The sequence below is a fragment of the Pseudodonghicola sp. genome (assembly GCF_048268305.1).
In the GTDB taxonomy this organism is placed as follows: Bacteria; Pseudomonadota; Alphaproteobacteria; order Rhodobacterales; family Rhodobacteraceae; genus Pseudodonghicola.
Window position 1 is genome coordinate 35,036 of sequence record NZ_JBLWVT010000006.1, and the last position, 24,518, is coordinate 59,553.

At 65.9% G+C, this 24,518-nt stretch carries 25 protein-coding genes and 1 pseudogene; 20 read left to right on the plus strand and 6 right to left on the minus strand.

Annotated elements, in window-relative coordinates:
- Positions 1–88: 88 nt before the first annotated feature.
- The 7 genes from ACN0V4_RS12285 to lexA all read left to right on the plus strand — a co-directional run bounded on the left by ACN0V4_RS12285 (position 89) and on the right by lexA (position 5,608).
- Positions 89–670: an anthranilate synthase component II gene (locus tag ACN0V4_RS12285; RefSeq protein WP_417676462.1), complete on the plus strand. Its 582-nt coding sequence runs from the start codon at positions 89–91 to the stop codon at positions 668–670.
- Positions 667–1,689, plus strand: a complete 1,023-nt coding sequence (gene trpD / locus ACN0V4_RS12290; RefSeq protein ID WP_417676464.1) for an anthranilate phosphoribosyltransferase — start codon at positions 667–669, stop codon at positions 1,687–1,689. The genes ACN0V4_RS12285 and trpD overlap by 4 nt, the downstream gene beginning before the upstream one ends.
- The gene (locus ACN0V4_RS12295; RefSeq protein WP_417676466.1) at positions 1,686–2,351 is read left to right on the plus strand and encodes a uracil-DNA glycosylase; all 666 of its coding nucleotides are present in this window, start codon (positions 1,686–1,688) and stop codon (positions 2,349–2,351) included. Before trpD ends, ACN0V4_RS12295 begins: the two co-directional genes overlap by 4 nt.
- Positions 2,348–3,166 (plus strand): indole-3-glycerol phosphate synthase TrpC, encoded by an 819-nt coding sequence (trpC, locus tag ACN0V4_RS12300; RefSeq protein ID WP_417676468.1) that lies wholly within the window; start codon positions 2,348–2,350, stop codon positions 3,164–3,166. The genes ACN0V4_RS12295 and trpC overlap by 4 nt, the downstream gene beginning before the upstream one ends.
- Positions 3,163–3,639, plus strand: coding sequence for a cyclic pyranopterin monophosphate synthase MoaC (gene moaC, locus ACN0V4_RS12305; protein WP_417676470.1), 477 nt, complete (start codon positions 3,163–3,165; stop codon positions 3,637–3,639). Before trpC ends, moaC begins: the two co-directional genes overlap by 4 nt.
- Positions 3,636–4,811, plus strand: a complete 1,176-nt coding sequence (gene glp / locus ACN0V4_RS12310) for a gephyrin-like molybdotransferase Glp (protein ID WP_417676472.1) — start codon at positions 3,636–3,638, stop codon at positions 4,809–4,811. The genes moaC and glp overlap by 4 nt, the downstream gene beginning before the upstream one ends.
- Before the next feature lie 92 nt (positions 4,812–4,903).
- Positions 4,904–5,608, plus strand: coding sequence for a transcriptional repressor LexA (gene lexA, locus ACN0V4_RS12315; RefSeq protein ID WP_417676474.1), 705 nt, complete (start codon positions 4,904–4,906; stop codon positions 5,606–5,608).
- On the opposite strand, the gene ACN0V4_RS12320 is transcribed toward lexA, so the two are convergent.
- On the minus strand, positions 5,602–7,638 hold the full coding sequence (locus ACN0V4_RS12320; RefSeq protein WP_417676476.1) for a ComEC/Rec2 family competence protein: 2,037 nt from the start codon (positions 7,636–7,638) through the stop codon (positions 5,602–5,604). The two genes, lexA and ACN0V4_RS12320, sit on opposite strands and share 7 nt — an antisense overlap.
- Positions 7,639–7,717: 79 nt before the next feature.
- Between ACN0V4_RS12320 and gltX the strand changes: the two genes are divergently transcribed.
- Together gltX and gltA are read left to right on the plus strand one after the other, a co-directional pair.
- Complete coding sequence (gene gltX / locus ACN0V4_RS12325; RefSeq protein ID WP_417676477.1) at positions 7,718–9,136, plus strand: glutamate--tRNA ligase; 1,419 nt, start codon at positions 7,718–7,720, stop codon at positions 9,134–9,136.
- A 110-nt stretch (positions 9,137–9,246) separates the two neighbouring features.
- Positions 9,247–10,542, plus strand: a complete 1,296-nt coding sequence (gene gltA, locus ACN0V4_RS12330) for a citrate synthase (RefSeq protein WP_417676479.1) — start codon at positions 9,247–9,249, stop codon at positions 10,540–10,542.
- 108 nt (positions 10,543–10,650) lie between these two features.
- Here the strand turns inward: gltA and ACN0V4_RS12335 are convergent, their stop codons facing one another.
- The gene (locus ACN0V4_RS12335; protein WP_417676481.1) at positions 10,651–11,619 is read right to left on the minus strand and encodes a DUF808 domain-containing protein; all 969 of its coding nucleotides are present in this window, start codon (positions 11,617–11,619) and stop codon (positions 10,651–10,653) included.
- 188 nt (positions 11,620–11,807) lie between these two features.
- Here ACN0V4_RS12335 and gap point away from each other — a divergent pair, with 188 nt between their 5' ends.
- Positions 11,808–12,809: a type I glyceraldehyde-3-phosphate dehydrogenase gene (gene gap / locus ACN0V4_RS12340; protein ID WP_417676483.1), complete on the plus strand. Its 1,002-nt coding sequence runs from the start codon at positions 11,808–11,810 to the stop codon at positions 12,807–12,809.
- 81 nt (positions 12,810–12,890) lie between these two features.
- The gene (locus ACN0V4_RS12345; RefSeq protein WP_417676485.1) at positions 12,891–13,034 is read left to right on the plus strand and encodes a hypothetical protein; all 144 of its coding nucleotides are present in this window, start codon (positions 12,891–12,893) and stop codon (positions 13,032–13,034) included.
- Positions 13,035–13,134: 100 nt separating this feature from the next.
- Here the strand turns inward: ACN0V4_RS12345 and coaD are convergent, their stop codons facing one another.
- From coaD to ACN0V4_RS12360, 3 genes are all read right to left on the minus strand, one after another.
- Positions 13,135–13,632, minus strand: coding sequence for a pantetheine-phosphate adenylyltransferase (gene coaD, locus ACN0V4_RS12350; protein ID WP_417676487.1), 498 nt, complete (start codon positions 13,630–13,632; stop codon positions 13,135–13,137).
- 97 nt (positions 13,633–13,729) lie between these two features.
- Positions 13,730–14,164, minus strand: coding sequence for a CBS domain-containing protein (locus ACN0V4_RS12355; protein ID WP_417676489.1), 435 nt, complete (start codon positions 14,162–14,164; stop codon positions 13,730–13,732).
- A 136-nt stretch (positions 14,165–14,300) separates the two neighbouring features.
- On the minus strand, positions 14,301–15,197 hold the full coding sequence (locus ACN0V4_RS12360) for a LysR family transcriptional regulator (protein WP_417676491.1): 897 nt from the start codon (positions 15,195–15,197) through the stop codon (positions 14,301–14,303).
- A gap of 110 nt (positions 15,198–15,307) precedes the next feature.
- Between ACN0V4_RS12360 and ACN0V4_RS12365 the strand changes: the two genes are divergently transcribed.
- The 3 genes from ACN0V4_RS12365 to ACN0V4_RS12375 all read left to right on the plus strand — a co-directional run bounded on the left by ACN0V4_RS12365 (position 15,308) and on the right by ACN0V4_RS12375 (position 18,087).
- Positions 15,308–16,807: a CoA-acylating methylmalonate-semialdehyde dehydrogenase gene (locus ACN0V4_RS12365; RefSeq protein WP_417676493.1), complete on the plus strand. Its 1,500-nt coding sequence runs from the start codon at positions 15,308–15,310 to the stop codon at positions 16,805–16,807.
- 88 nt (positions 16,808–16,895) lie between these two features.
- The gene (locus ACN0V4_RS12370; protein WP_417676495.1) at positions 16,896–17,321 is read left to right on the plus strand and encodes a hypothetical protein; all 426 of its coding nucleotides are present in this window, start codon (positions 16,896–16,898) and stop codon (positions 17,319–17,321) included.
- A gap of 166 nt (positions 17,322–17,487) precedes the next feature.
- Positions 17,488–18,087, plus strand: coding sequence for a L,D-transpeptidase (locus ACN0V4_RS12375; protein ID WP_417676497.1), 600 nt, complete (start codon positions 17,488–17,490; stop codon positions 18,085–18,087).
- Between the two features lie 152 nt (positions 18,088–18,239).
- Here ACN0V4_RS12375 and ACN0V4_RS12380 read toward each other — a convergent pair whose 3' ends face one another.
- Positions 18,240–19,100: a class I SAM-dependent methyltransferase gene (locus ACN0V4_RS12380; protein ID WP_417676499.1), complete on the minus strand. Its 861-nt coding sequence runs from the start codon at positions 19,098–19,100 to the stop codon at positions 18,240–18,242.
- Positions 19,101–19,478: 378 nt separating this feature from the next.
- Between ACN0V4_RS12380 and ACN0V4_RS12385 the strand changes: the two genes are divergently transcribed.
- The 6 genes and pseudogenes from ACN0V4_RS12385 to ACN0V4_RS12410 all read left to right on the plus strand — a co-directional run bounded on the left by ACN0V4_RS12385 (position 19,479) and on the right by ACN0V4_RS12410 (position 24,515).
- The gene (locus ACN0V4_RS12385; RefSeq protein WP_417676501.1) at positions 19,479–20,621 is read left to right on the plus strand and encodes an acyl-CoA dehydrogenase family protein; all 1,143 of its coding nucleotides are present in this window, start codon (positions 19,479–19,481) and stop codon (positions 20,619–20,621) included.
- An 11-nt stretch (positions 20,622–20,632) separates the two neighbouring features.
- Positions 20,633–21,598 (plus strand): annotated as a pseudogene (locus tag ACN0V4_RS12390) (enoyl-CoA hydratase/isomerase family protein); the annotation flags it as partial.
- A gap of 84 nt (positions 21,599–21,682) precedes the next feature.
- A complete protein-coding gene (gene mmsB, locus ACN0V4_RS12395) occupies positions 21,683–22,555 on the plus strand; it encodes a 3-hydroxyisobutyrate dehydrogenase (protein ID WP_417676978.1) in 873 nt (290 codons plus the stop codon).
- 173 nt (positions 22,556–22,728) lie between these two features.
- Positions 22,729–23,046: an excinuclease ABC subunit A gene (locus ACN0V4_RS12400; RefSeq protein WP_417676503.1), complete on the plus strand. Its 318-nt coding sequence runs from the start codon at positions 22,729–22,731 to the stop codon at positions 23,044–23,046.
- A gap of 283 nt (positions 23,047–23,329) precedes the next feature.
- Positions 23,330–23,965 carry a type B chloramphenicol O-acetyltransferase gene (gene catB / locus ACN0V4_RS12405; protein WP_417676505.1) on the plus strand — a complete coding sequence of 212 codons (636 nt, stop codon included), beginning with the start codon at positions 23,330–23,332 and terminating at the stop codon, positions 23,963–23,965.
- A 349-nt stretch (positions 23,966–24,314) separates the two neighbouring features.
- The gene (locus tag ACN0V4_RS12410; protein WP_417676507.1) at positions 24,315–24,515 is read left to right on the plus strand and encodes a DUF2892 domain-containing protein; all 201 of its coding nucleotides are present in this window, start codon (positions 24,315–24,317) and stop codon (positions 24,513–24,515) included.
- The last annotated feature ends 3 nt before the right edge of the window (positions 24,516–24,518 follow it).

A 24,518-nucleotide genomic window follows, 5' to 3' on the forward strand; every position in this document is an offset into this window, starting at 1 on the left:
GCCTGCCATCCCTGAGCATGTATGTCCCAATTACCATTATTATGCTGGCGACGACTTTGCCACCAGCCCCCAATCTGCACGGGTCGCCATGCTGCTGCTGATCGACAACTACGATTCCTTCACCTACAACCTCGTGCAATATCTGGGCGATCTCGGAGCCGAGATGGCCATTCGCCGCAATGACGCGCTGAGCGTCGACGAGGCGCTGGCGCTGAAGCCCGCGGGGATCCTGCTGTCGCCCGGCCCCTGCGACCCGGATCGCGCCGGCATCTGCCTGGCCCTGACCAGGGCCGCCGCCGAACACCGCATCCCGCTGCTGGGCGTTTGCCTGGGCCACCAGACCATCGGCCAGGCCTTCGGCGGCAAGGTGGTGCGTGCGGGCGAGATCGTGCATGGCAAGATGGGCAGCATCCATCACAGCGGCAAGGGCGTCTTCGCCGGCCTGCCCTCGCCCTTCCAGGCGACGCGCTATCATTCGCTGGTGGTCGAGCGTGCCAGCCTGCCCGACTGTCTCGAGATCACCGCCTGGCTGGAAGACGGCACCATCATGGGGCTGCAGCACCGTGAACTGCCGATCCACGGGGTGCAGTTCCACCCCGAGTCGATCGCCTCGGAACACGGCCATGCGCTGCTGAAGAATTTCCTGAACGACATGAAGGTGCCCGCATGAGCGATGCCCTGAAACCCCTGATCGGCGCAGCGGCCGAGCGGCCGCTGACCACGGAAGAGGCCACCACCGCCTTTACCATCCTGTTCGAAGGAGAGGCGACGCCGGCCCAGATCGGCGGCCTGTTGATGACCCTGCGCACCCGCGGCGAGACGGTTGACGAATATACCGCCGCCGCCACCGCGATGCGCGCCAAATGCCATATGGTCAAGGCGCCGAAGGGCGCCATCGACATCGTCGGCACCGGCGGCGACGGCAAGGGCACGCTGAACATCTCGACCGCCACCGCCTTCGTGGTGGCCGGTGCCGGGGTGCCGGTGGCCAAGCACGGCAACCGCAACCTGTCGTCGAAATCCGGCTCTGCCGACGCGATGAGCGAGATGGGCATCAAGACGATGGTGGGCCCTGCGATCGTCGAACGTGCCCTGGCCGAGGCTGGCATCGGTTTCATGATGGCGCCGATGCATCATCCGGCGATGGCCCATGTCGGCCCGGCCCGGACCGAACTGGGCACCCGCACGATCTTCAACATCCTCGGGCCGCTGACCAACCCGGCCGGCGTCAAGCGGCAGCTGACCGGCACGTTTTCCCGCGCCCTGATCCGGCCGATGGCGGAAACCCTGGGGCGGCTCGGGTCGGAACACGCCTGGCTGGTGCACGGCTCGGACGGCACCGACGAGCTGACCATCACCGGGGTGAGCTGGGTTGCCGCGCTTGAGGAAGACGGCTCGATCCGCGAGGTGGAACTTCACCCCGAGGATGCCGGCCTGCCGGTCCACCCCTTTGAGGCGATCGTCGGCGGTACCCCGAAAGAGAACGCCCAGGCCTTCGCCGCGTTGCTGGCGGGCGAGCAGTCTGCCTATCGCGACGCGGTGCTGCTGAACTCTGCCGCCGCCCTGGTGATCGCCGGCGCCGCGCCCGATCTGCGCGCGGGGGTGATGGCGGCACGCGAGAGCATCGACAGCGGCGCCGCCAGGCGCAAGGTCGATCAACTGGCCCGCATCACCCAAGAGGCCGAATGAGGCTGGAACTCAATCGCCTGGGCGACTGGGCCGATCTGCCGTTTTTCCACGACGACCTGCCCGCCGTGGCAGCGCGGCTGGATGCCGAGACCGACCCGGTGTTTCCGCCGGCGAACCGCATCTTTGCCGCGCTCGAACGCACGCCGCCCGAGGCGGTCAAGGTGCTGATCCTGGGTCAGGATCCCTATCACACGCCGGGCAAGGCGGATGGGCTGGCGTTTTCGATCCCGGCGGATTTCGGCGGACCGCTCGACAGTCTTGGAAATATTTTCAAGGAGTTGGAGGCTGATCTTGGTGAAAAGCGCGAGGTCAGCGACCTGCGGGATTGGGCCGATCAGGGGGTCTTGCTGCTGAACACCGCGCTCAGCGTGCCGCAGGGTCGCGCCCATGGTCACAAGGCGATCGGCTGGACGCCGCTGATCCATCAGATCCTGGCCCGGCTTGACCACCGGCCCCGGGCGCTGCTGCTCTGGGGCAAACCGGCGCAGAAGCTCGGCGCGCGGATGACCAACCCCGGCCACCTGCGCATCGAGACGCCGCACCCCTCACCATTGTCGGCCTATCGCGGATTCTTCGGGTCGCGCCCGTTTTCTCAGGTCAATGCATGGTTGCAGGGACGCGGCGAGACCGCCATAAACTGGGCTAACCAGGAGGGATCATGACCGAAACCGTTCTTGACCGCATCAAGGCCTATAAGCTGGAGGAAGTGGCCGCCGACAAGGCCGCCAAACCGCTGGCCGAGGTCGAATCCGAAGCCCATGCCGCCAGCGCCGTCCGCCCCTTTGCCGCGGCGTTGCAGCAGGCCAGCCGCACCGGCTATGGGCTGATCGCCGAGATCAAGAAGGCGAGCCCGTCAAAGGGGCTGATCCGCCCGGATTTCGATCCGCCGGCGCTGGCCCAGGCCTATCAGGCGGGCGGCGCCACCTGCCTCTCGGTGCTGACGGATACGCCGAGCTTCCAGGGCGCCAAGGAGTTCCTGGCCCAGGCCCGCGCCGCCTGCGACCTGCCGGCGCTGCGCAAGGATTTCCTCTATGACCCCTATCAGGTGGTCGAGGCGCGCGCACTTGGCGCCGATTGCATCCTGATCATCATGGCCTCGGTCTCGGATTCGCTGGCGCAGGAGCTGGAGCAGACCGCTTTCGACTGGGGCATGAGTGTGCTGATCGAAGTGCATGACGAGGCCGAGCTGGAGCGCGCCACCCTGCTGAAAAGCCCGCTGATCGGCATCAACAACCGCAACCTGCATACCTTCGAGACCACGCTCGACACCTCGCGCAGGTTGTCGAAACTGGTGCCGGCGAACCGAACCATCGTGTCGGAAAGCGGGCTGAACACGCCCGAGGATCTGGCCGAGATGGCGCGCTATGGCGCCCGCTGTTTCCTGATCGGCGAAAGCCTGATGCGGCAGGAGGACGTCGCCGACGCCACCCGCCGCCTGCTGGCCAATCCGCTGACCGCGCCGGGAGGGATGATGTGAGCGGGCTGACCCATTTCGACGCCTCGGGCAATGCCCATATGGTCGATGTTTCGGACAAGGCCGAAACCGCGCGGGTGGCCGTTGCCGAAGGCTACATCAAGATGTCCCCGCAAACACTTGAAATCATTGTAGAAGGACATGCCAAAAAGGGCGACGTCATCGGCGTGGCGCAGATCGCCGGGATCATGGGGGCAAAGAAAACCTCTGACCTGATCCCGCTCTGCCACCCGCTGCCCGTCACCAAGGTGGCGGTGGGGCTGACCGCCGATCCGGCACTGCCGGGCCTCAGGATCGAGGCGGTGGTGAAGACCACCGGCCGCACCGGGGTGGAAATGGAGGCGCTGACCGCCGTCAGCACCGCCGCGCTCACCGTCTATGACATGGTCAAGGCAGTGGACAAGACCATGCAGATCGGCGGCATCCGCGTGATGCTCAAAGATGGTGGAAAATCAGGGCGGTACGAGGCGAAATGATCACCGTAGACGAGGCCCGCGCGACACTGTTCGATCTGGCCGGAACGATGCCGGTGGAACAGGTTCCGCTGATCGAGGCCTGCGGCCGGGTGCTCGCACACCCGGTCACCGCAGGACGCGATCAACCGCCCTTCGCGGCCTCCTCGATGGACGGCTATGCGGTCAAGACCGCCGAGGTGCAGCAGCACGCCATGTTCAAGGTGATCGGCGAGGCCGCCGCCGGGCGGCGGTTCGACGGGGCCCTGGGCGCCGGACAGGCGGTGCGCATCTTTACCGGATCGCCGATGCCGGAGGGCGCGGATTTCGTTGTCATTCAAGAGGATGTCAACCGGACCGGCGATCTGATCACCGTCGTCAACGAACCTGGCAGCCATGACAACGTGCGCCCCCTGGGCGGTGATTTCCGGGCCGGGTTGACGGTGCCGGCGCCGCGTCTGCTGCGCCCCAACGATCTGGCGCTGCTGGCGGCGATGAACATCGACCGGGTGCCGGTCCATCGCAAGCCGGTGGTGGCGCTGATCTCCACCGGGGACGAGCTGGTGATGCCCGGCGACACCCCCGGCCCGGATCAGATCATCGCCTCGAACGCCTTCGCGCTGAAGGCGCTGTTCGAGGAAGCCGGGGCCCAAGTGCGCCTGCTGCCGATCGCGCCCGACAGCATCGGCGCGCTGACCATGGCCTTCGGGTTGGCCGAGGGGGCCGATCTGATCGTCACCATCGGCGGCGCCTCGGTCGGCGATCACGATCTGGTCGGCCGGGTGGCCGAGACGCTGGGGATGGAACGCGCCTTCTACAAGGTCAAGATGCGTCCGGGCAAGCCGCTGATGGCCGGCCGGCTGAACGGCGCAGCCATGGTGGGTCTGCCAGGAAATCCCGTGTCTGCAATAGTTTGCGGCCATGTCTTCGTGGTGCCGATGATCCGGTCCATGCTGGGGCTTGGGGCGCAGGCGCCGGTGCTGAAACGTGCCGAACTGGCCACCGACCTGCCGGCCAACGGCCCGCGCGAACACTACATGCGGGCCGAGGTGAACGATCAGGGCTGGATCGGCGCCGCCGACGATCAGGACAGTTCGTTCCTGACCATTCTGGCAGGGTCGAACGCCCTGCTGCGCCGGCCCTGCAACGATCCCGCCCGCGCCGCCGGCGAGGTGGTGGAGTATCTGCCGATCTGAATGACTTGCGCCCCGACGTTGACCCTGCGTGTTGACACAAAACGAGAACATGCGTAGAACAAAACGAAACGCAGGTTTGGGAGGTGGCGCGGATGCTAACCCGGAAGCAATTGGATTTGCTGAATTTCATCCACATGCACGTGCAGCGCGACGGGGTTCCGCCCAGTTTCGACGAAATGAAGGTTGCGCTGGCTCTCAGGTCGAAATCCGGCATCCATCGGCTGATCACGGCGCTTGAAGAACGCGGCTTTATCCGCCGCCTCGCCCATCGCGCCCGCGCCATCGAGATCGTCAAGCTGCCGGACAGCCTGGGTGGCGAGGCGGCGCTGAGCGCCGGTTTCACCCCCCGCGTCATTCCCGGTGAGCGCGAAGAGATGCCCCGTGCCGCCAACGCGGACAAGGTGGAGCACTATGCGATCGAACTGCCGATGATGGGCCGGATCGCCGCCGGCGTGCCGATCGAGGCGATCAACGAGGTCACCAGCCATGTCGCGGTGCCAAGCGCGATGCTGTCCTCGAAGGGCGAGCATTACGCGCTGGAGGTCAAGGGCGACTCGATGATCGAGGCCGGGATCAACGATGGCGACGTGGTCATCATCCGCGAGGCGGAGGATGCCCAGAACGGCGATATCGTGGTGGCGCTGGTCGACGATCACGAGGCAACGCTGAAACGCTTCTTCCGCAAGGGCCGCTCCATCGCCCTGGAGGCCGCCAACCCGGAGTATGAAACCCGCCTGCTGCCGGAAGATCGCGTCAAGGTGCAGGGCCGTCTGGTCGGGCTGATCCGCAGCTATTGATCCCGCCGCGGTCCGGACCAAAGCCGTGCGCGCGCCGGATCGCGGGTGGTGCGCATCCCCTGCCGTCCCAGCGCCACCGCACCGGTCTGGCGCAGGCGGGCCGGATCGAACAGCAGGCACCCGCCCTTGAGCGTCAGCGGCACCGCCGAGACCACGATCTCTCCCTTTTCGCAGGCGATCAGCTCTGCCGCCGCGCGCTTGCCGGTGACGTGGAGAATGCGCAGGCCTGACGCCTCGAAGACCGGCAGCCGGCCCGCCGCTCCGGGCCAGCGCGCCGCCGCCGTCGGCTGATCGGCACCGTCGCCATCATTCTCCAGCCAAATGCCGGCGACGAACCCCGCGCCGCGCGGTTTGCTCAGCGCCCGGCCTTCGGACGTCATCACCCCCACCAGCCCGCCATCGGCCGAGATCAGCACCATCGGCCGCTCCGTCTCCGCCCAGAGGCCGAAGGCCAGCAGCATTGGCACCACCCCGATGAACCGCCCGCGCCCCCGCCAGAGGCAGAGCAGAAGGGCGCCGGCGGCGAAAAGGGGCAGCACCCAGGGCCCGGGCGCCAGCAGATGGCCGGTGGCGCCGGGCAGCTCGGCGGTGCCCTGGGCCACCGCCAGGATCCACCTGAGCCCCAGCCCCATCCCCCAGAGCCCCCAATCGGCCAGACCGAAGGGCGCCAGGCCGGCCGCGAGCACCGCCGCCGGGATCACCACCAGCCCCATCACCGGCACCGCCAGCAGATTGGCGGCCAGCCCGTAATGCGACAGCGCGTTGAAATGCGCGGCCCCGACCGGAGCGGTCGCAAGCCCCGCCACGAAGGACGACAGCATCACCCCGGTGACCGGCGCCAGCCAGCGCGGCCCGAGGCCGAGCCGCCGGTCGCGCAGGGCGCCGAAGACCGCGATCAGCGCCGTGGTGGCGGCAAAGGACATCTGGAACCCCGGGCTCAGCAGGCTTTCGGGGCGCAGGCTCAGCAGGATCAGCGCCGCCAGCGCCAGCGCCCGCAGCGACAGCGCCCGGCGGTCAACCATCAGCGCCCCCAGCACCACGGCGGTCATCACGAAGGCGCGCTCGGTTGCCACCCCGCCCCCCGAGAGCGCCAGATAGGCCGCCGCGGCGACCAGCGCGCCCGCCGCCGCGATCCGCCGCACCGGCAACCGCAGCGCCAAGGCCGGGATCAGCGCCAGCCCCAGCCGCAGCGCGGCAAAGACAAAGCCACTCAACAACCCCATATGCAGCCCCGAGATCGCCAGAAGATGCGCCAGATTGCTGTCGCGCAGCGCCTGCAGCGTCGCCAGGCTCACCCCGCTGCGATCGCCGGTGGTGACGGCGGCGGCGAAACCGCCGATATCGCCCGGCAGCGCCGCCCGCACCCGATCCGCCACCGCCATCCGGAAGGCGGCGAGCCGCGCGCCCTCTGCCGGCGCCGCGATCAGCAGCGGCGCGCGGGTATAGCCGACCGCCCCCAGCCGCTGGAACCAGGCGTGGCGCTGGAAATCAAAGCCGCCGGGTTCCGCCGGCCCCTCCGGCGGGGCGAGATGGGCGGTGGTCATGATCCGCTGCCCCGGGCGCGGCAGGCTTTCCGCCGCCGCGCCATGCAGGGCGACGCGGACCCGGGCCGGGGTGCGCCCCGGCGCCACATCCGCCAGCCGCACCCTGTCGAGCGTCAGCCTGAGCGCGTCCGAGGCCGAGCGATCAAGCGCGATCACCCGCCCCTCGACCGCGCCGTAATAGCGAAACCCCAGCACCGGCGCGGCGACCAGATGGGCGCGCAGCCCGGCCAACCCCAGCCCCAGCGCGATCAGCGCCACCGCCCAGCCCAACACCGACAGGCCACCCGGCCGCGCCACGGCCCAGAGCGCCCCGGTGGCGCCGATCCCCGAAGCGATCAGCCAGACCGCCCAGCCCGGCTCTGTCCGCCAAAGGAAATAGACCCCGATGCCCAGCCCCAGCGCCACCGGCGCCCAGGGGAACAAGGCCCCGCGCTGATTTTCCAACGCAGCCTCAAGCCGGGCATGACACAAGCTCAGAACGCCCATGCTTGCCCCCCGCTCTGCCTGCCGCTAGACAGGCCACGAAACGCTACTCCTTTTAAAGTTACCGAAAGGTAAACCCTGCATGTCCTCCGATCAGGTCGTCACCCGCTTCGCCCCCTCGCCCACCGGCTTTCTGCATATCGGCGGCGCGCGCACGGCGCTCTTCAACTGGCTCTACGCCCGCGGGCGCGGCGGCAAGTTCCTGCTCCGGATCGAGGACACCGACCGGGAACGCTCCACCCCCGAGGCCACCGCGGCGATCCTGCAGGGGCTGACCTGGCTCGGCCTCGACTGGGACGGCGAACCGATCAGCCAGTTCGAATGCGCCCCCCGTCACGCCGAGGTGGCGCTGCAGCTTCTGGCCGAGGGCAAGGCCTATAAGTGCTTCTCCACTCAGGAGGAGATCGCCGCCTTCCGCGAGGCGGCCCGGGCCGAGGGCAAGAGCACCCTGTTCCGCAGCCCCTGGCGCGATGCCGATCCCGCGACCCACCCCGATGCGCCCTATGTCATCCGCATCAAGGCGCCGCAGGATGGCGCCACGGTGATCCACGACCGGGTGCAGGGCGATGTGACGATTCGCAACGACCAGCTCGACGACATGGTGCTGCTGCGCTCGGACGGCACGCCGGTCTATATGCTGGCGGTGGTGGTCGACGATCACGACATGGGGATCACCCATGTGATCCGCGGCGACGACCACCTGAACAACGCGGCACGTCAGCAGATGGTCTATGATGCCATGGGCTGGGACGTGCCGGTCTGGGCGCATATCCCGCTGATCCACGGGCCGGACGGCAAGAAACTGTCGAAACGGCACGGCGCCCTGGGGGCGCAGGAATATCAGGCCATGGGCTTTCCGGCCGCCGGCATGCGCAACTATCTGGCCCGTCTCGGCTGGTCACATGGCGATGACGAATTCTTTACCGACGACCAGGCAAAGGCCTGGTTCGACCTCGATGGTATCGGCAAGAGCCCGGCGCGCTTTGACATGAAGAAGCTGGAGAATCTCTGCGGCCAGCACATCGCTGTTAGCGATGACGCCGCCCTGCGGCACGAAATCGAGGCTTATCTGGCTGCGGCCGGCCTTCCCGCCCTGACGAAAGACCAGGGCGACGGGTTGGAAAATGCGATGTTTTGCCTGAAGGACCGGGCGCACACTTTCCCCGAGCTGATGGAAAAGGCGCATTTTATCCTTACGAAACGGCCAGTTGAGCCGGATGAGAAGGCGCTGAAAGCGCTGGAAACGGTATCCAATGGTATACTGTCAGAATTGACGCCGCATCTGCAAAGTGCTAGCTGGACGCGAAACGATCTGGAGGCGACTCTGGGCGCTTTCGCCGAAGAAAAGGGAACGAAATTCGGCAAGCTGGCAGGTCCGCTCAGGGCGGCGCTGGCGGGTCGTGCGGTCACCCCTTCGGTGTTCGATATGATGCTCGTACTGGGCCGAGAGGAAACGATCGCCCGTCTCGAGGACGCTGCCGGACGCGTCGGGTCGGAGTAACCGGGCGACGCGCCTTATGAAGACGAAGACCGTCTCTGCGCCATGGCGCCGGGACGCCTGCGCGGGCCAAGGCTTTTCGTGTCCCGTGCCATTAACAGGAAGGGACTTCAATGACTGAAGAGAAGAAAACCGCCACGCTGACCCTGGATGGCAAATCCTACGAATTGCCGGTCCTGTCACCGACGGTGGGCCCTGATGTGCTGGACATCCGCAAGCTTTACGGCCAGGCGGGCGTCTTCACCTACGATCCCGGCTATACCTCGACCGCAAGCTGCGACAGCACCATCACCTTCATCGACGGTGACAAGGGCGAGCTGCTGCACCGTGGCTATCCGATCGACCAACTGGCCAGCAAATCGCACTATCTCGAAGTGTGCTTCCTGCTGCTCTACGGGGAACTGCCGACGGCGGCCGAGCTGGAGAAGTTCGAGACCACGATCACCCGCCACACCATGCTGCACGAACAAATGCAGTATTTCTTCCGTGGCTTCCGCCGTGACGCCCATCCGATGGCGACCATGGTGGGTGTGGTCGGCGCCATGTCGGCCTTCTATCACGACTCGACCGACATCTCGGATCCCAAGCAGCGCGAGATCGCCTCGCACCGCCTGATCGCCAAGATGCCGACCATCGCGGCCTGGGCCTACAAGTATTCGATCGGCCAGCCGTTCGTCTATCCGCGCAACGATCTCGACTATGCGGCGAACTTCCTGCACATGTGCTTCTCCGTGCCGGCCGAGCCCTATCACGTTGACCCGATCCTGGCCCGTGCCATGGACCGGATCTTCACCCTGCATGCGGATCACGAACAGAACGCCTCGACCTCGACCGTGCGTCTGGCCTCGTCCTCGGGTGCCAACCCCTTCGCCTGCATCGCCGCCGGCATCGCCTGCCTCTGGGGCCCCGCCCATGGTGGCGCCAACCAGGCCTGCCTGGAGATGCTGAAGGAAATCGGCACCGTCGACCGCATTCCCGAGTACATCGCCCGCGCCAAGGACAAGAACGATCCGTTCCGTCTGATGGGCTTCGGCCACCGGGTCTATAAGAACTTCGACCCGCGCGCCAAGGTGATGAAGCAATCCGCCGACGAAGTGCTGGATCTGCTGGGGATCGAGGACAACCCGACCCTGCAAGTCGCCAAGGAGCTGGAAAAGCAGGCGCTGGAGGATCCGTATTTCGCCGAGAAGAAGCTGTTCCCGAACGTGGACTTCTATTCGGGCATCATCCTCGAGGCGATGGGCTTCCCGACCTCGATGTTCACCCCGATCTTCGCGCTGTCGCGGACCGTGGGCTGGATCTCGCAGTGGAAAGAGCAGCTGGCCGATCCGCAAATGAAAATCGGCCGTCCGCGTCAGCTCTATCTGGGTCACACCGAACGCGACTACGTGGATATCGAAAACCGCTGAGCGCGGAATTCGAGCCGGAAACAACAAACGCCCCGCGGTTTCGCGGGGCGTTTCGTTTTGCGTGGGGTCCATTCGGAGCGATCTGAGGCGGCCGCCCGCCTCCAGGGGTCAGTGACCGGCCGCCTTCCGGCCCGACACCGCCCGCCACAGCGGCGCGATCGCCTTGGTCGCCACCGGCACCAACAGCAGGCCGAGCAGCAGCGCCAGCACGCCGTCGATTGCCGCTGTCACGATCCACTCCACCGCCGCCGCCGCGCCTTCGGGCACCATCGCCCCCGCAGCGCCCGCGGCGTGGTGGATCAGCTCCTCCGGCAGGTGCCAGCCGAGCTGGCCCAGCCCGTGGACGATGATCGAGCCGCCGACCCAGAGCATCGCCGCCGTCCCCACCGTGCTGAGCAACCGCATGAACCGCGGCATTCCCCGCACCAGCCCGCGCCCGACGGCCCGGGTGACGCCCAGCCGCCCGACCCGCGCCAGATGCAAGCCGATGTCGTCGGCCTTCACGATCAACGCCACCGCGCCATAGACCAAGACGGTGATCCCGACGGCGACGATCGCCAGCGCCGCCGCCTCCATCGCGACCCCGGCCTGGGGAATTTCCGACAGGGCGATGGTCATGATCTCGGCCGAGAGGATGAAGTCGGTCTTGATCGCGCCGGTCGCCTTCTGCTCCTCCAGATGGGCGGGATCGGCGGGCAGTTCCGCCTCGGCCTCGGCGCTATGGGGGAAGAGCACGTGCAGGATTTTCTCGGCCCCTTCGAAGCAGAGGTATCCGCCCCCCAGCATCAACAGCGGCGCGATCGCCCCCGGCGCGAAACTGGAGAGCACAAGCGCCACCGGCAGCAGGAACACCAGCTTGTTCCTGAGCGATCCCTTGGTGATCCGCCAGATGATCGGTAGCTCGCGGCTGGCCTCGAAGCCATGGACATATTTCGGCGTGACCGCGGCGTCGTCGATCACCGCCCCGGCCGCCTTGGCGCCGGCCTTGGAGGCATAGCCCGCCACATCGTCGACCGAGGCCGCCGCCACCTTGGCCAGCCCCGCCACATCATCCAGCAAAGCCAGAAGCCCGCTCATCCCGTTTTCCCGTTCCTGCCTGTTGTTCGGAGAGCCTAACTTAATGCCATTGCGCCGCAAGCGTTAGCGCCACCGTGGCGGAACCTGGCCGGTTTTGCGCTAACAGTCTCGACTTTCGACATATTCCCCCTTTTGGGCAAGGCCCCCGCCAGCTATAGCACCGTCGAGAATTTTCAGTGGAGCTTATCATGACCATCAAAGTCGGGATCAACGGGTTTGGCCGCATTGGCCGGTGCACTCTGTCGCATATCGCAGCCTCGGGCCGCGACGACATCGAAGTGATCAAGGTGAACGCCACCGGCCCGCTGGAAACGGCAGCGCATCTGATCAAATATGACAGCGTGCACGGCCGTTTCCCCGGCGAGGTCACCCTGGGCGATGGCACCATGGATCTGGGCCGCGGCCCGATGCAGATGTATTCCACCTATGACATGAACGACCTGGACTGGGACGGCTGCGATGTCGTGCTGGAATGCACCGGCAAGTTCAATGACGGCGAAAAGGCCAAGACCCATCTTGAGCGTGGCGCCAAGAAGGTGCTGCTCTCGGCTCCGGGCAAGAACGTCGACAAGACCATCGTCTTCGGCGTCAATGACGGCGATCTGACCGCCGCCGACGTGATGGTATCGAACGGCTCCTGCACCACCAACTGCCTGGCGCCGCTGGCCAAGGTGCTGGACGAGACCGTCGGTATCGAGAGCGGCATCATGACGACGATCCACGCCTATACCGGCGACCAGCCGACGCTGGACCGCCGCCACAAGGATCTCTATCGCGCCCGCGCCGCGGCGATGTCGATCATCCCCACCACCACCGGCGCCGCCAAGGCCCTGGGCGAGGTGCTGCCGAACCTCAAGGGCAAGCTCGACGGCTCGTCCCTGCGGGTGCCGGTGCCGAACGTGTCCGCTGTCGACCTGACCTTCCTGGCCGGTCGCGACGTCACCGCCGAAGAGATCAACGCGATCATGGAGGAGGCCTCGAAGGGCGCGCTGAAGGGCATCCTGGGCTATGAGCCGGCGCCGCTGGTCTCGACCGACTTCAACCACAGCCCGGAAAGCTCGATCTTCGCGCCGGATCAGACCCGCGTGGTCGGTGGCCGCATGGTCCGCGTGCTGAGCTGGTACGACAACGAATGGGGCTTCTCGGTGCGGATGGCCGATGTCGCCGTCGCCATGGGCAAGCTGGGCTAAGCCCTCGCCCCACGGGCACCCTTGTACGAAAGCACCCGGTCAGGCATACCTGACCGGGTGTTTCATTAGATGCAGGTCGCCATGACGGACAGGCTCGCCCTCATTCTCGGTCTGATCATCACCGCGGCGCTGATCGTGGATATCCATTTCTTCGGCACCACCCATCTGATCTTTCTGGGCAAGGAATTCTACGCTTTGCTGGAATGGATGGCCTTCTGGCATTGAGCCGCGGGAATGAGAAAAGCGGCCCACCAGGGGCCGCTTGACGAAGTCCGGGTCATCCCGGCTTGGACGGCCCCCACAGCCGGGACCCGCAGAGATCGGATCAGCGCTTGCCCAGCCGGCGTTGCAGCGCCTCGTTCACCCGGGGGGTGACGAATTTCGACACATCGCCATCAAGCCGGGCAATTTCCTTCACCAGCTTCGAGGCGATCGCCTGCCGCCGCGCATCGGCCATCAGGAAGACCGTCTCGACACTGGCGTCGAGCGCGCGGTTCATGCCGACCATCTGGAATTCATATTCGAAGTCCGCCACCGCGCGCAGCCCGCGCACGATCAGTTGCGCCCCGACATCATGGGCGCAGTCGATCAGCAGGTTCTCGAACGGATGCACGACGATCTGCGTGCCGGTTTTTTCCGACAGGGCGATGCATTCGTATTCGACCATCTCCACCCGCTCTTCCAAAGGGAAAAGCGGCCCCTTGTCCCGGTTGATCGCGACACCGATCACCAGCTTGTCGACCATTACCGCGGCGCGGCTGATAATATCGATATGCCCCAGGGTGATCGGATCAAATGTTCCCGGATAGAGCGCGACGCGCATGGCATCCTCCTGCCTGTTTGCTCCCTGAGCGCAAGCAACACGACGACGCAACAATTTGCAAGGGCGCTCGGCCCTACCGGAAACAGAATTACCGGGGTCAATGCCCCATGATCATCCCTTCAAGGGCATTTTTCTCCATCGCCAGCTCGCTGAGCTGCGCCTTGACCAGGTCGCCGATGGTGACGATGCCCACCAGGGTGCCGTCTTCGACCACCGGCATGTGGCGGAACCGCCCGTCGGTCATGCGCTGCATCACCTCCTCGACGCTGCACTGGTTGGTGCAGGTGACGATCTTGCGGGTCATATAGCTGCCGACCGGGCTTTGCAGACAGCCGCTGCCGACCTGGGCCAGTTCCCGCACGATGTCGCGTTCCGACAGGATGCCCTGCACATGGGTGCCGTCATCCGACACCACGATGCCACCGATGTGGTTTTCCGCCAACAACTTGGCGGCCTCTGCCACGCTGGCGTCGGAGCGGATGGTCACCACATCCGCGGAGTCCTTGTTCTTCAGGATGGTTTGGACGAGCATTTCCGGCGCCTCCTCTCGCAAGACAATGTCATGAGGAAAGCGTCGCCGAGGTGCGACATTCTGTCAAGCCGGGGAATAATGACAGCTTTCCTGACCTGTGGCCGCCGCCCTGCCCCTGCCCCTGCACCCTGCCCGTTCAGCCGCGCCGCTCCAGCCGGGCGACCTCGGCCCGAACCCCGTCGCAAAGCAGCCCGGCAAAGCGGGTCAGCCGGGCGCTGCGCTCGGCCCCCTGATAGCGCACCAGATAGAAGGCCCGTTCCAGGCTGACCTGATCCGCCAGCACCCGGCGCAACCCGGGGTGAAACGGCAGACAGAATTCATGCACGATGCTCAGCCCCGCCCCCAGTTCGGCGAGCCGCGCCTGCACCGGGACCGAATTCGAGGCCAGCGGCACCCGGGTGATGCCGAGATCCGAAAGGTAATCCAGTTCCTCGTCGAAGATCATCTCGGGGACATAGCCGATCATCCGGGCGCCCTGCAGATCGGCGACGTCATGCGGCGCGGGATGATCCCGCAGCCAGGTCTCGGAGCCCACCAGGATCAGCCGATAATCGGTGATCTTCTGCACCAGCAACTGCCCGGCGGTGGGGGCGCTGACGGTGATCGCCATATCGGCCTCGCGCCGCGACAGGTTCACCACCCGGGGCAGCGCCACGATCTGGATGTCGAGATCGGGATGCGCCGCGCCGATCCGGGCACAGACCTGCGGCAGGATGTAATTGGCGCAGCCGTCCGGGGCGCCGATGCGGACCTGGCCGGTGAGCCGATCCGCCGGCCCCTCCAGCGCCTCGGCGGCCGAGCGCATCGCCGCCTCCACCGCCTCGCCATGGGCGAGGAGCCGCTCCCCCGCGGCGGTCAGCGTATAGCCCTGTGGCGACTTGACGAAGAGCGCCGCGCCCAATGCCTGCTCCAACCGGCCCACCCGGCGACCCACAGTGGCCGGATCGAGCTTCAGCACCCGCCCCGCGCCCGACAGGCTCTGTTCCCGCGCGACGGCGAGAAAAACCTTCATATCGTCCCAATGTGGTTCCATTCGCCGCCCCACCCCTTGCGTTTTTGCAAAGCCTTTTTGGCGTCTTGCCCCTGTTCAAGGGATTTTTGCAAGCCTATCCTGCGCCCAGTCTGACTTGGAGGAGAGATCCCATGCAGGAACTCACACATTACATCAACGGCGTTCACGTCAAAGGCCAGTCCGGCCGGTTCGCCGATGTCTTCAACCCCGCCACCGGCGAAGTGCAGGCGAAGCTGCCGCTCGCCAGCGCCGAGGAACTGGCGCTGGCCGTCAGCGTCGCCGCCGATGCGCAGATCGGCTGGGCCGCGACCAACCCGCAGCGCCGCGCCCGCGTGCTGATGAAATTCGTCGACCTGCTGAACCGCGACATGGACAAGCTGGCCGAGGCGCTGTCGCGCGAACACGGCAAGACCATCCCGGATGCCAAGGGCGACGTGCAGCGTGGTCTGGAAGTCGTCGAATATTGCATCGGCGCGCCGCAGATGCTGAAGGGTGAATTCACCGATGGCGCCGGCCCCGGCATCGACATGTATTCGATGCGTCAGCCGCTGGGCGTCTCGGCCGGCATCACGCCGTTCAACTTCCCCGCCATGATCCCGATGTGGATGTTCGCCCCGGCGCTGGCCTGCGGCAACGCCTTCATCCTGAAGCCCTCCGAGCGCGCCCCCTCGGTGCCGCTGATGCTGGCCGAACTGCTGGAAGAGGCAGGTCTGCCCAAGGGTGTGCTGCAGGTGGTCAACGGCGACAAGGAGGCGGTCGACGCCATCCTCGATCATCCCGTGATCCAATCGGTGGGCTTCGTCGGCTCGACCCCGATCGCCGAATACATCTATGGCCGCGGCTGTTCGAACGGCAAGCGGGTGCAATGCTTTGGCGGCGCCAAGAACCACATGATCATCATGCCCGATGCCGACATGGATCAGGCCGCCGACGCGCTGGTCGGGGCCGGCTATGGTGCCGCCGGCGAACGCTGTATGGCGATCTCGGTTGCCGTGCCGGTGGGTGAAGAGACCGCCGACCGGCTGATCGCCAAGCTGATCCCGCGAATCGAGAAGCTGAAGGTCGGCCCCTATACCGCCGGCAATGATGTCGATTACGGCCCCGTCGTCACCGCCGCCGCCAAGGAGAAGATCCTCGGCCTGGTGAACTCCGGTGTCGAACAGGGCGCGGAACTGGTGATCGATGGTCGCGACTTCACCCTGCAGGGCTATGAAGAAGGCTTCTTTGTCGGTCCGCACCTGTTCGACAAGGTGACGCCCGACATGGACATCTACAAGCAGGAGATCTTCGGACCCGTCCTGTCGACCGTCCGCGCCCAGACCTATGAAGAGGCGCTGAGCCTCGCCATGGACCACGAGATGGGCAACGGCACCGCGATCTTCACCCGCGACGGCGACACCGCCCGTGACTTCGCCCACCGGATCAACATCGGCATGATCGGCATCAACGTTCCGATCCCGGTGCCGCTGGCCTATCACACCTTCGGCGGCTGGAAGAAATCGGCCTTCGGCGACCTGAACCAGCACGGGCCGGATGCCTTCAAGTTCTACACCCGCACCAAGACGGTCACCTCGCGCTGGCCCTCGGGCCTGAAAGAAGGTGGCGAGTTCCACTTCAAGGCGATGGACTGATTGCCCCGGCATTGACCGAATGGTCAAATCATGATTTTTGAATGGGCCGGCCGCGAGGTCGGCCCTCTTCTTTCCGCAGGTTGTTTTCATGTCCGTCACCTACCGCATCCTTCCGGACCGCGGCCTGGTCTATGTCCGCTACGAAGGCTTCACCCGGCTCGATGACACATTGAGGGTCTTCGCCGACTATGCCGCCGACCCGCTGGCACGGCCGGGGCAGAAACAGCTTGTCGATCTCTCGGCCGTCACCGGCTTCGAACAGGATTTCACCAAGCTCATGCAGGTTCAGGCGCAGAAGGTCGATGTCTTCGCCGCCGGCGGCGTGCAGACGCTGATGGTCTATTACGCGCCGACGCCGCTGGGGCGCGATCTGGCGGCGCTTGCATTGCGCTCGTGGGAGCCTTTCGACTCAGTCGTGGCGCTGATCCAGGAGGATGAGGCGCAATCGCTGGAGTTGCTGGGCCAACGCGAACGCAGTTTCGCCGAACTGCTCCAGCACGCGCGCGAGGAGTGATCTGCCCGGCCGATCCGGCCCCGGCCTGCCGAAACCTGCGCCAATCCCCCCACACGATCCCTAACAAAGCCGTGAGATGGCACCGAAAGCCGTCGGTCACCTCTGGCCTGTATCGGGGAAATTGAATACATCTGAGCCACCCCGTGATTTTATGAGGTACGAGCACATGTCCAGTACACGCATTACCCGCCGCAGCGCGCTTCTTGGCGCTGCCGTGACCCTGGCGACGCCGGCCCTGCTGCGCGCCCAGTCGAGCGACGCCTTCCCGCAGAGCGAGGAACCGATCCGCGATCAGTTCCCGGTGCGCCGCAATATCTCCGCCTTCCGCGAACAGCATTGGGAAGATCACTTCGACAGGCTCGGGGTGGGTTGCCTGCTGGCCGATATCGGCAGCCGCTGCGTCCACTACTGGGGCGGCGATGGGCAGACCTATCGGCTTTACCCCTCTTCCGTGCCGATGAGCGAAGAGCTGACGCGCCGCGGCTATACCGAAGTCGTGCGCAAGGCTGAAAATCCGACCTGGACGCCGACCCCCTCGATGCGCGAGCGCGACCCCTCGCTGCCGCTCAGGATGGATGGCGGCGTCGGCAACCCGCTGGGCACCCGCGCCATGTATCTGAGCTGGCCGGCCTATCTGGTCCACGGCACCCATGACACCCGCAAGATCGGCCGTCAAAGCTCCTCGGGCTGCATCGGGCTCTACAACCAGCATGTGGAACAGCTCTATCCGATGGTGCAGATCGGCACCCAGGTGCGGCTGCTCTAATCCGGCCCAAGACCGGAAGACAGGCAGAGATACAGGCAATCAGGGCGGTCCATCGGGCCGCCCGTTTCCGTTGTGGCAAGGCCATCGACGCGCCTGCGGCGCGTGCCTCCGGCGGGGATATTTGCAGCTAGAAAAAGGCGGGGGACACTCCCCTAGCGCTTGCGCATCCAGAAGCTCTGCGCCCGCCCCTCGGCCAGGAACGGCAGCGCCGCCACCGCGCCGGGCCGCGCGCGTTGCAGGTAATGGCCGGGCCAGAGGATGTCATAGCCGCCGCCCTGCAACAGCGCGTGCAGCAGGTATTGCTCACCCCAGCCGGGGCAGTCGTAGAAGAACCGCTTGGGGTATTCATAGGGCAGGAAGACGTCGTGGACGTGGATCACCACGCCGGGCGCCAGCGCGGGCAGGATCCGGCAGAACAGATGCGCCACATCGTTGCTGACCCGCACCAGATGGCTCGAGTCGATGAAAAGCACATCCCCCGCCTCCAGCGCCGCGAAGATCGCCGGATCGGCGGCCTCGACCGGGGCCTGTTCGAAGCGGTCGATCACCCCGGCGATATCGGCCCGCGGCCAGGGGTCGATCGCCGTCAGCTCGGTCTGGAACCCGCCGTCCAGGACCGCCTGCCGGGTGATACGGGTGGAATTGCCGCAGCCGACCTCGACCACCCGGCGGGGGGCGAAGCGGCGGATCATCAGATAGAGCGCCTCGGCATCCGGGCGGTCGAAATAGCCGTTGCCGGCGCGATAACCGGTTGTGGTTCCCTCGGGCGCCATCAGATCGGCAAGCGCGGCCTGGTGGGTGTGATAGGCCTCGACCAAGGGAGAGAGATCAAACCCCTCCATCCCCGGCGACAGCGCATAGGCGGGGCCATCGAGCCCGCCCCGCGCCTCGAAGGCGCGAAGCCGCGCCTGCTCGTCCTCCTGCTCGCCCAGGACACGCGCCAGCCGCCGCCGCCGGGTCGGGTCGAGACCGTCGATCAGCGTCATCAAGTCGGGAGGGGACGGCTTGGCCATGCGCGGCAGCTCCATCTGGTTGCGAGCGAATTGCGGAGTTCTGCATAGCCCTGCCCGCCCCGGGGGCGCAACCGCCGATCGGCTGCCCCCGCAGCTTTTCGCTTGGCAGCGCGGCGCCGAGGGAGTTCACTGGAGCCGGGCGGACCCATGGCGGCAGAGTTCGAACAGGATGCGCGACACTGGCGAAAGACGCCAAGAAAATTCAGAATTTTCTTGGCAGAATTCTTTGGAAGAATTTTGGTCGCGGGCCTTCGCCCTGTCGCCCGACAGCGGCATTTGCGCAAAGCCGATTTGCGGCAATGGGACTTGAAGCTGCGATCCTGCAAAGGCTAGGAATGAAACGACCGTTCAATTCACACGACCGAGGGGAGGCGTAGGGTGGATTTTGCACTGAGCGAGGAACAGAGCGCGATTTTCGACATGGCCCGCGACTTCGGGCAGGATCGGATCGCCCCCCATGCCCGAACCTGGGAAGCCGCGGGCACCATTCCGAAAGACCTCTGGCCGGAAGTGGGCGAACTGGGCTTTGGCGGGCTCTATGTCTCGGAGGCCTCGGGCGGCGCCGGGCTCAGCCGGCTGGACGCGACCCTGGTGTTCGAGGCGCTGTCGATGGCCTGCCCCTCGGTCGCGGCCTTCCTGTCGATCCACAACATGTGCGCCAAGATGATCGACAGTTTCGGCAGCGACGACCTGAAGGCGCGCGTGCTGGCCGATGCGGTCAGCATGAAGACGGTGCTGTCCTATTGCCTGACCGAACCGGGATCGGGATCGGATGCCGCCGCGCTGAAGACCCGGGCGGAGAAGACCAATGCCGGCTATGTGCTGAACGGCACCAAGGCCTTCATCTCCGGCGGCAGCTATTCCGATGCCTATGTCTGCATGGTGCGCACCGGCGGCGACGGGCCCAAGGGGGTTTCCGCGCTTTATGTCGAGGACGGCGCCGCCGGGCTGAGTTTCGGCGGGCTCGAGGACAAGATGGGCTGGCGTGCCCAGCCCACCGCGCAGGTGCAGTTCGACGATTGCCAGGTGGCGGCGGAGAACCTGATCGGCATCGAGGGCGACGGCTTCAAATACGCCATGGCCGGGCTCGATGGCGGCCGGCTGAATATCTCGGCCTGCTCGCTCGGTGCGGCGCAGACCGCGCTGACCCAGACGCTGCAATATATGTCCGAACGCAAGGCCTTCGGCCAGTCGATCGACCAGTTCCAGGCGCTGCAGTTCCGGCTGGCGGATATGGAGATCGAGCTGCAGGCGGCCCGCACCTTCCTGCGCCAGGCGGCGTGGAAACTGGACCAGGGCGCGCCGGACGCCACCAAGTTCTGCGCCATGGCGAAGAAATTCGTCACCGAGGCCGGATCGAAGGTGGTGGACCAGTGTCTGCAGCTGCATGGTGGCTATGGCTATCTGGCCGATTACGGGATCGAGAAGCTTGTCCGCGACCTGCGGGTGCATCAGATCCTCGAAGGCACCAACGAGATCATGCGCGTGATCGTGGCGCGCCACCTGCTGGCCAACCGCTGAAAGGCCCGACCATGACCGACGATATCGACATCCGCGTCACCGGCCGCGCCGGCCGCGTCACCTTCACCCGGCCGCAGGCGCTGAACGCGCTGAGCTATGACATGTGCCTGGCGATCGAGGCCGCGATGCGGCAATGGGCCGAGGACGACGCGGTGGCGCTGGTCATCATCGACGCGGTTGGTGACAAGGCCTTTTGCGCCGGCGGCGATGTGGCCGAGCTCTATCGCACCGGCATCACCGGCGATTACAGCTATGCCCGCGACTTCTGGCGCGACGAATATCGGCTGAACGCCTATATCGCCGATTACCCCAAGCCGGTGGTCAGCCTGATGCAGGGCTTTACCATGGGCGGCGGCGTTGGCATCGGCTGCCATGGCAGCCACCGGGTGGTTTGCGAGACCAGCCAGATCGCCATGCCCGAGGCCGGGATCGGTCTGATCCCCGACGTCGGCGGCACTTATCTGTTGTCCCGCGCACCGGGGCGGATCGGCGAATACCTTGGGCTGACCGCGGCGCGAATGGGTCCGGGCGATGCCATCCTGGCAGGCTTTGCCGATCACTATATCCCGCGCGACGCCTGGGGCGATCTGATCCAGGAGCTGGAGGCCTCGGGCGATGCTGCACGTGTGGCGGCCCATGCGGCCGAGGCGCCGCAAGGCGCGCTCGCCCAGCATCGGGCCGAGATCGACCGGCTGTTCGCCGACCGGACATTGGCCGAGATCGTCGCCACGCTCGACGCGGCGGAGGGGGAGATCGCCACCAGCGCGAGCAAGGCGGTCCACCGCAATTCGCCGCTGTCGATGGCCTGCACGCTGGAGATGCTGGCCCGCCTGCGCCTTGAGGAGGCCACCATCCGCCAGGCGCTGGAGCTGGAATATCGCTTTACCTGGCGGTCGCAGCCGGAAAGCGATTTCCTGGAAGGCGTGCGGGCGCAGCTGATCGACAAGGATCGCAATCCGCAGTGGCGCCACAGCCTTGAAACGCTGCCCGCGGCGGCGGTGGAAGACATGCTCGCACCGCTGGGAGAGGCGGCGCTGACGTTCAAAGGGGAGGAGAGGATGATGAAGATCGGATTTATCGGGCTTGGCAACATGGGCGGGCCGATGGCGGCCAATCTGGCCAAGGCCGGGCATGAGGTGACCGGGTTCGACATGGCCCCGGTGCAGATCGACGGCGTGACCATGGCCGGATCGGCGGCCGAGGCCGCCACAGGCGCCGATGTGGTGATCACCATGCTGCCCAATGGCGCCATCCTGCGCGACGTGGCGGCACAGGTGATCCCGGCGATGACGGCAGGCGCCTGCCTGGTCGATTGCTCCACCGTCGATGTGGACAGCGCCCGGGCGGTCGCGGCCGAAGCCGAGGCCGCCGGGCTTCTGGCGGTGGATGCGCCGGTCTCGGGCGGCGTCGGCGGCGCCACCGCCGGCACGTTGACCTTCATGGCCGGCGGTTCGGATCAGGCTTTCGCGGTTGCCAAGCCGCTCTTTGACATCATGGGGCAGAAGGCGGTGCATTGCGGCGACGCCGGTGCCGGTCAGGCCGCCAAGATCTGCAACAACATGATCCTCGGCGTCACCATGATCGCCACCTGCGAGGCCTTTGCGCTGGCCGACAAGCTGGGGCTCGACCGGCAAAAGATGTTCGACGTGGTCTCTACCTCCTCGGGCTATAGCTGGACGATGAACGCCTATTGCCCCGCCCCCGGTGTCGGCCCGCAAAGCCCGGCGGACAACGGCTATAAACCCGGTTTCGCCTCGGAACTGATGCTGAAGGATCTGCGGCTCAGCCAGCAGGCGGCCGAAAGCGCCGATGCCGACACCCCGATGGGGGCGCTGGCGCAGCAGCTCTATGCCCAATTCGTCGAGACCGAGGACGGCAAGGGCATGGATTTCAGCGCCATGCTGCCCCGGTTCGAAAAGCGTCACCGCGAATAATTCCCAAAGACAAAGGCCGCCGCAGCCCCTTGCCGGCGGCCTTTCGCCCAAAACACCCTGGGTTTCGCGTGAAATCCGGCGGCAGACCGCCGGCGCGCCTGCCTCCCCGCCTTTGCCCCTTGGCAGCCTGCCGCGACAGCGTCAGATCCCGGGCAGCTAACGGAGGTACAGCCATGCGCAAGACAATCCCGATCCTGGCCGCCGCCCTGCTGGCGCTGGCCCCGCTGACCGCCGAGGCCGGCGGTGCCAAGGGCTGCCCGCCCGGGCTGGCGAAGAAGCAGAACGGTTGCCTGCCACCGGGCCAGGCGCAGAAGATCTATGGCCGGGGTGATGTCATCAGCGGCGATTACATCGTGATCGGCAATCCCGGGCGCTATGGGCTCGATCCCAACCAGAGCTATTACCGGGTGGGCGATTACATCTATCGCGTCGACCCCGACACCAGAAAGGTGCTGAACCTGATCGGCGCCGTGGCGGCGATTCTGAACTGAGCCGCGGCGCCGGTCGCAAGCCTTTGAAGTGAAAAGATAGGGCGTCCCGCGGATCGGATCGGGCTCGGGTCGAGCATCCGCAGGGCGTCCAGCTTGCATCGGGTCCCATCTCGCCTATGATCGGCGGCAGTTTCATGCGGTGTTATCAGGCCCCCATGCCGTCAGCGGACCGAACCATCTGAATAACGCCCTGCGTTTTGAACCGGGGCAGTCGCGCGTCGCCCTTGGCGGCAGCGTCGTTTTCGCCTGCGCGCGAACACTCAAGACATTCAGAGACCCGCAAATGAAAAACCACTTCGAAAGCCCCTTCCGCGGCGTGACGCTCGACAAGCAGGTCACCAACCCGAACATCATTGTCGGACGGTTCAGCTACTATTCGGGCTACTATCACGGCCACAGCTTCGACGACTGCGCCCGATACCTCTTGCCGGACGAAGGCATTGACCGCCTGGTGATCGGCAGTTTCTGTTCCATCGGATCGGGGGCGGCCTTCATCATGGCGGGCAACCAGGGGCACCGGAACGACTGGATCAGCACCTTTCCCTTCTATTGGATGTCAGAGGTGCCGGCATTCGAAGGGGCCGCAAATGGCTTTCTCCCGGCTGGCGACACCGTGATCGGCAATGACGTCTGGATCGGCGCCGAGGCGATCATCCTGCCGGGGGTGACAATCGGCGATGGCGCGGTGATCGGCACGCGCGCGATGGTGACCCGCGATGTGGACCCCTATGCGATCGTCGGAGGCAACCCGGCCAGAGTCATCCGCAGGAGATTCGAGGACAGGATCGTCGCCCTTCTGCTTGAAATGAGATGGTGGGACTGGTCCGAAGATCAGTTGCAGGGCGCAATGCCCATGCTGACCAGCGGCAATGTCGAACAGCTCCATGATCATTGGCGCGATCACATCCGCACGACCTGATCGGATAGCCCTCGCCCTGCGCCGCCGGGCCATGCCCCGCGGCCAGGGCGGTTTCGGCCTCTCGCTGCGCCTTCTCGACCGGCGGCTCAGGCTATGGCAAGCGCGCCTCCCCCGGAGGGCAAACCTTCGGGCAAGACAGGAAACCACGGCTTCCCCCGATTTCGCCCCCTGCTTTGACGGAGGTTTCATCGGTCCGGGGGATAGGCCTTGCCCCCGCCACCAAGGTGCGCCGCGCGCGATCCGGAGAATTTTCGCAACTCTTTCCCGCCGCGACGGCCGGGTCTTCATGCTTCCTTAAGCCGACCGCGCTGATATCGCAGGAGTGCATTAGCGTAACGGAGCAAGCCCAATGTTTACCCCCAATATGAGCACCATCGACCGCATCGGGCGCATCCTTCTGGGGATCGCATTGCTGATCTGCTATACGGTCTTTTCCCCCGCGCGCGGCAGCGAGTTCTTTCTCCTCGGCCTCTTGCCGATGGCAACCGGGCTGATCGGCTATTGCCCGCTTTACAGCCTGCTGAAACTGAACACCCGCAAGACCGAATAACGC

Coding starts and splice junctions, on each gene's coding strand:
- lexA (WP_417676474.1), top strand. CDS start 4,904: ATGCTAACCCGGAAGCAATTGGATTTGCTGAATTTCATCCACATGCAC.
- ACN0V4_RS12410 (WP_417676507.1), top strand. CDS start 24,315: ATGTTTACCCCCAATATGAGCACCATCGACCGCATCGGGCGCATCCTT.
- gltA (WP_417676479.1), top strand. CDS start 9,247: ATGACTGAAGAGAAGAAAACCGCCACGCTGACCCTGGATGGCAAATCC.
- ACN0V4_RS12360 (WP_417676491.1), bottom strand. CDS start 15,197: ATGGAACCACATTGGGACGATATGAAGGTTTTTCTCGCCGTCGCGCGG.
- ACN0V4_RS12370 (WP_417676495.1), top strand. CDS start 16,896: ATGTCCGTCACCTACCGCATCCTTCCGGACCGCGGCCTGGTCTATGTC.
- ACN0V4_RS12285 (WP_417676462.1), top strand. CDS start 89: ATGCTGCTGCTGATCGACAACTACGATTCCTTCACCTACAACCTCGTG.
- ACN0V4_RS12400 (WP_417676503.1), top strand. CDS start 22,729: ATGCGCAAGACAATCCCGATCCTGGCCGCCGCCCTGCTGGCGCTGGCC.
- gap (WP_417676483.1), top strand. CDS start 11,808: ATGACCATCAAAGTCGGGATCAACGGGTTTGGCCGCATTGGCCGGTGC.
- ACN0V4_RS12320 (WP_417676476.1), bottom strand. CDS start 7,638: ATGGGCGTTCTGAGCTTGTGTCATGCCCGGCTTGAGGCTGCGTTGGAA.
- coaD (WP_417676487.1), bottom strand. CDS start 13,632: ATGCGCGTCGCGCTCTATCCGGGAACATTTGATCCGATCACCCTGGGG.
- gltX (WP_417676477.1), top strand. CDS start 7,718: ATGTCCTCCGATCAGGTCGTCACCCGCTTCGCCCCCTCGCCCACCGGC.
- ACN0V4_RS12380 (WP_417676499.1), bottom strand. CDS start 19,100: ATGGCCAAGCCGTCCCCTCCCGACTTGATGACGCTGATCGACGGTCTC.
- trpD (WP_417676464.1), top strand. CDS start 667: ATGAGCGATGCCCTGAAACCCCTGATCGGCGCAGCGGCCGAGCGGCCG.
- ACN0V4_RS12345 (WP_417676485.1), top strand. CDS start 12,891: ATGACGGACAGGCTCGCCCTCATTCTCGGTCTGATCATCACCGCGGCG.
- catB (WP_417676505.1), top strand. CDS start 23,330: ATGAAAAACCACTTCGAAAGCCCCTTCCGCGGCGTGACGCTCGACAAG.
- ACN0V4_RS12335 (WP_417676481.1), bottom strand. CDS start 11,619: ATGAGCGGGCTTCTGGCTTTGCTGGATGATGTGGCGGGGCTGGCCAAG.
- ACN0V4_RS12295 (WP_417676466.1), top strand. CDS start 1,686: ATGAGGCTGGAACTCAATCGCCTGGGCGACTGGGCCGATCTGCCGTTT.
- ACN0V4_RS12355 (WP_417676489.1), bottom strand. CDS start 14,164: ATGCTCGTCCAAACCATCCTGAAGAACAAGGACTCCGCGGATGTGGTG.
- trpC (WP_417676468.1), top strand. CDS start 2,348: ATGACCGAAACCGTTCTTGACCGCATCAAGGCCTATAAGCTGGAGGAA.
- mmsB (WP_417676978.1), top strand. CDS start 21,683: ATGAAGATCGGATTTATCGGGCTTGGCAACATGGGCGGGCCGATGGCG.
- glp (WP_417676472.1), top strand. CDS start 3,636: ATGATCACCGTAGACGAGGCCCGCGCGACACTGTTCGATCTGGCCGGA.
- ACN0V4_RS12365 (WP_417676493.1), top strand. CDS start 15,308: ATGCAGGAACTCACACATTACATCAACGGCGTTCACGTCAAAGGCCAG.
- ACN0V4_RS12375 (WP_417676497.1), top strand. CDS start 17,488: ATGTCCAGTACACGCATTACCCGCCGCAGCGCGCTTCTTGGCGCTGCC.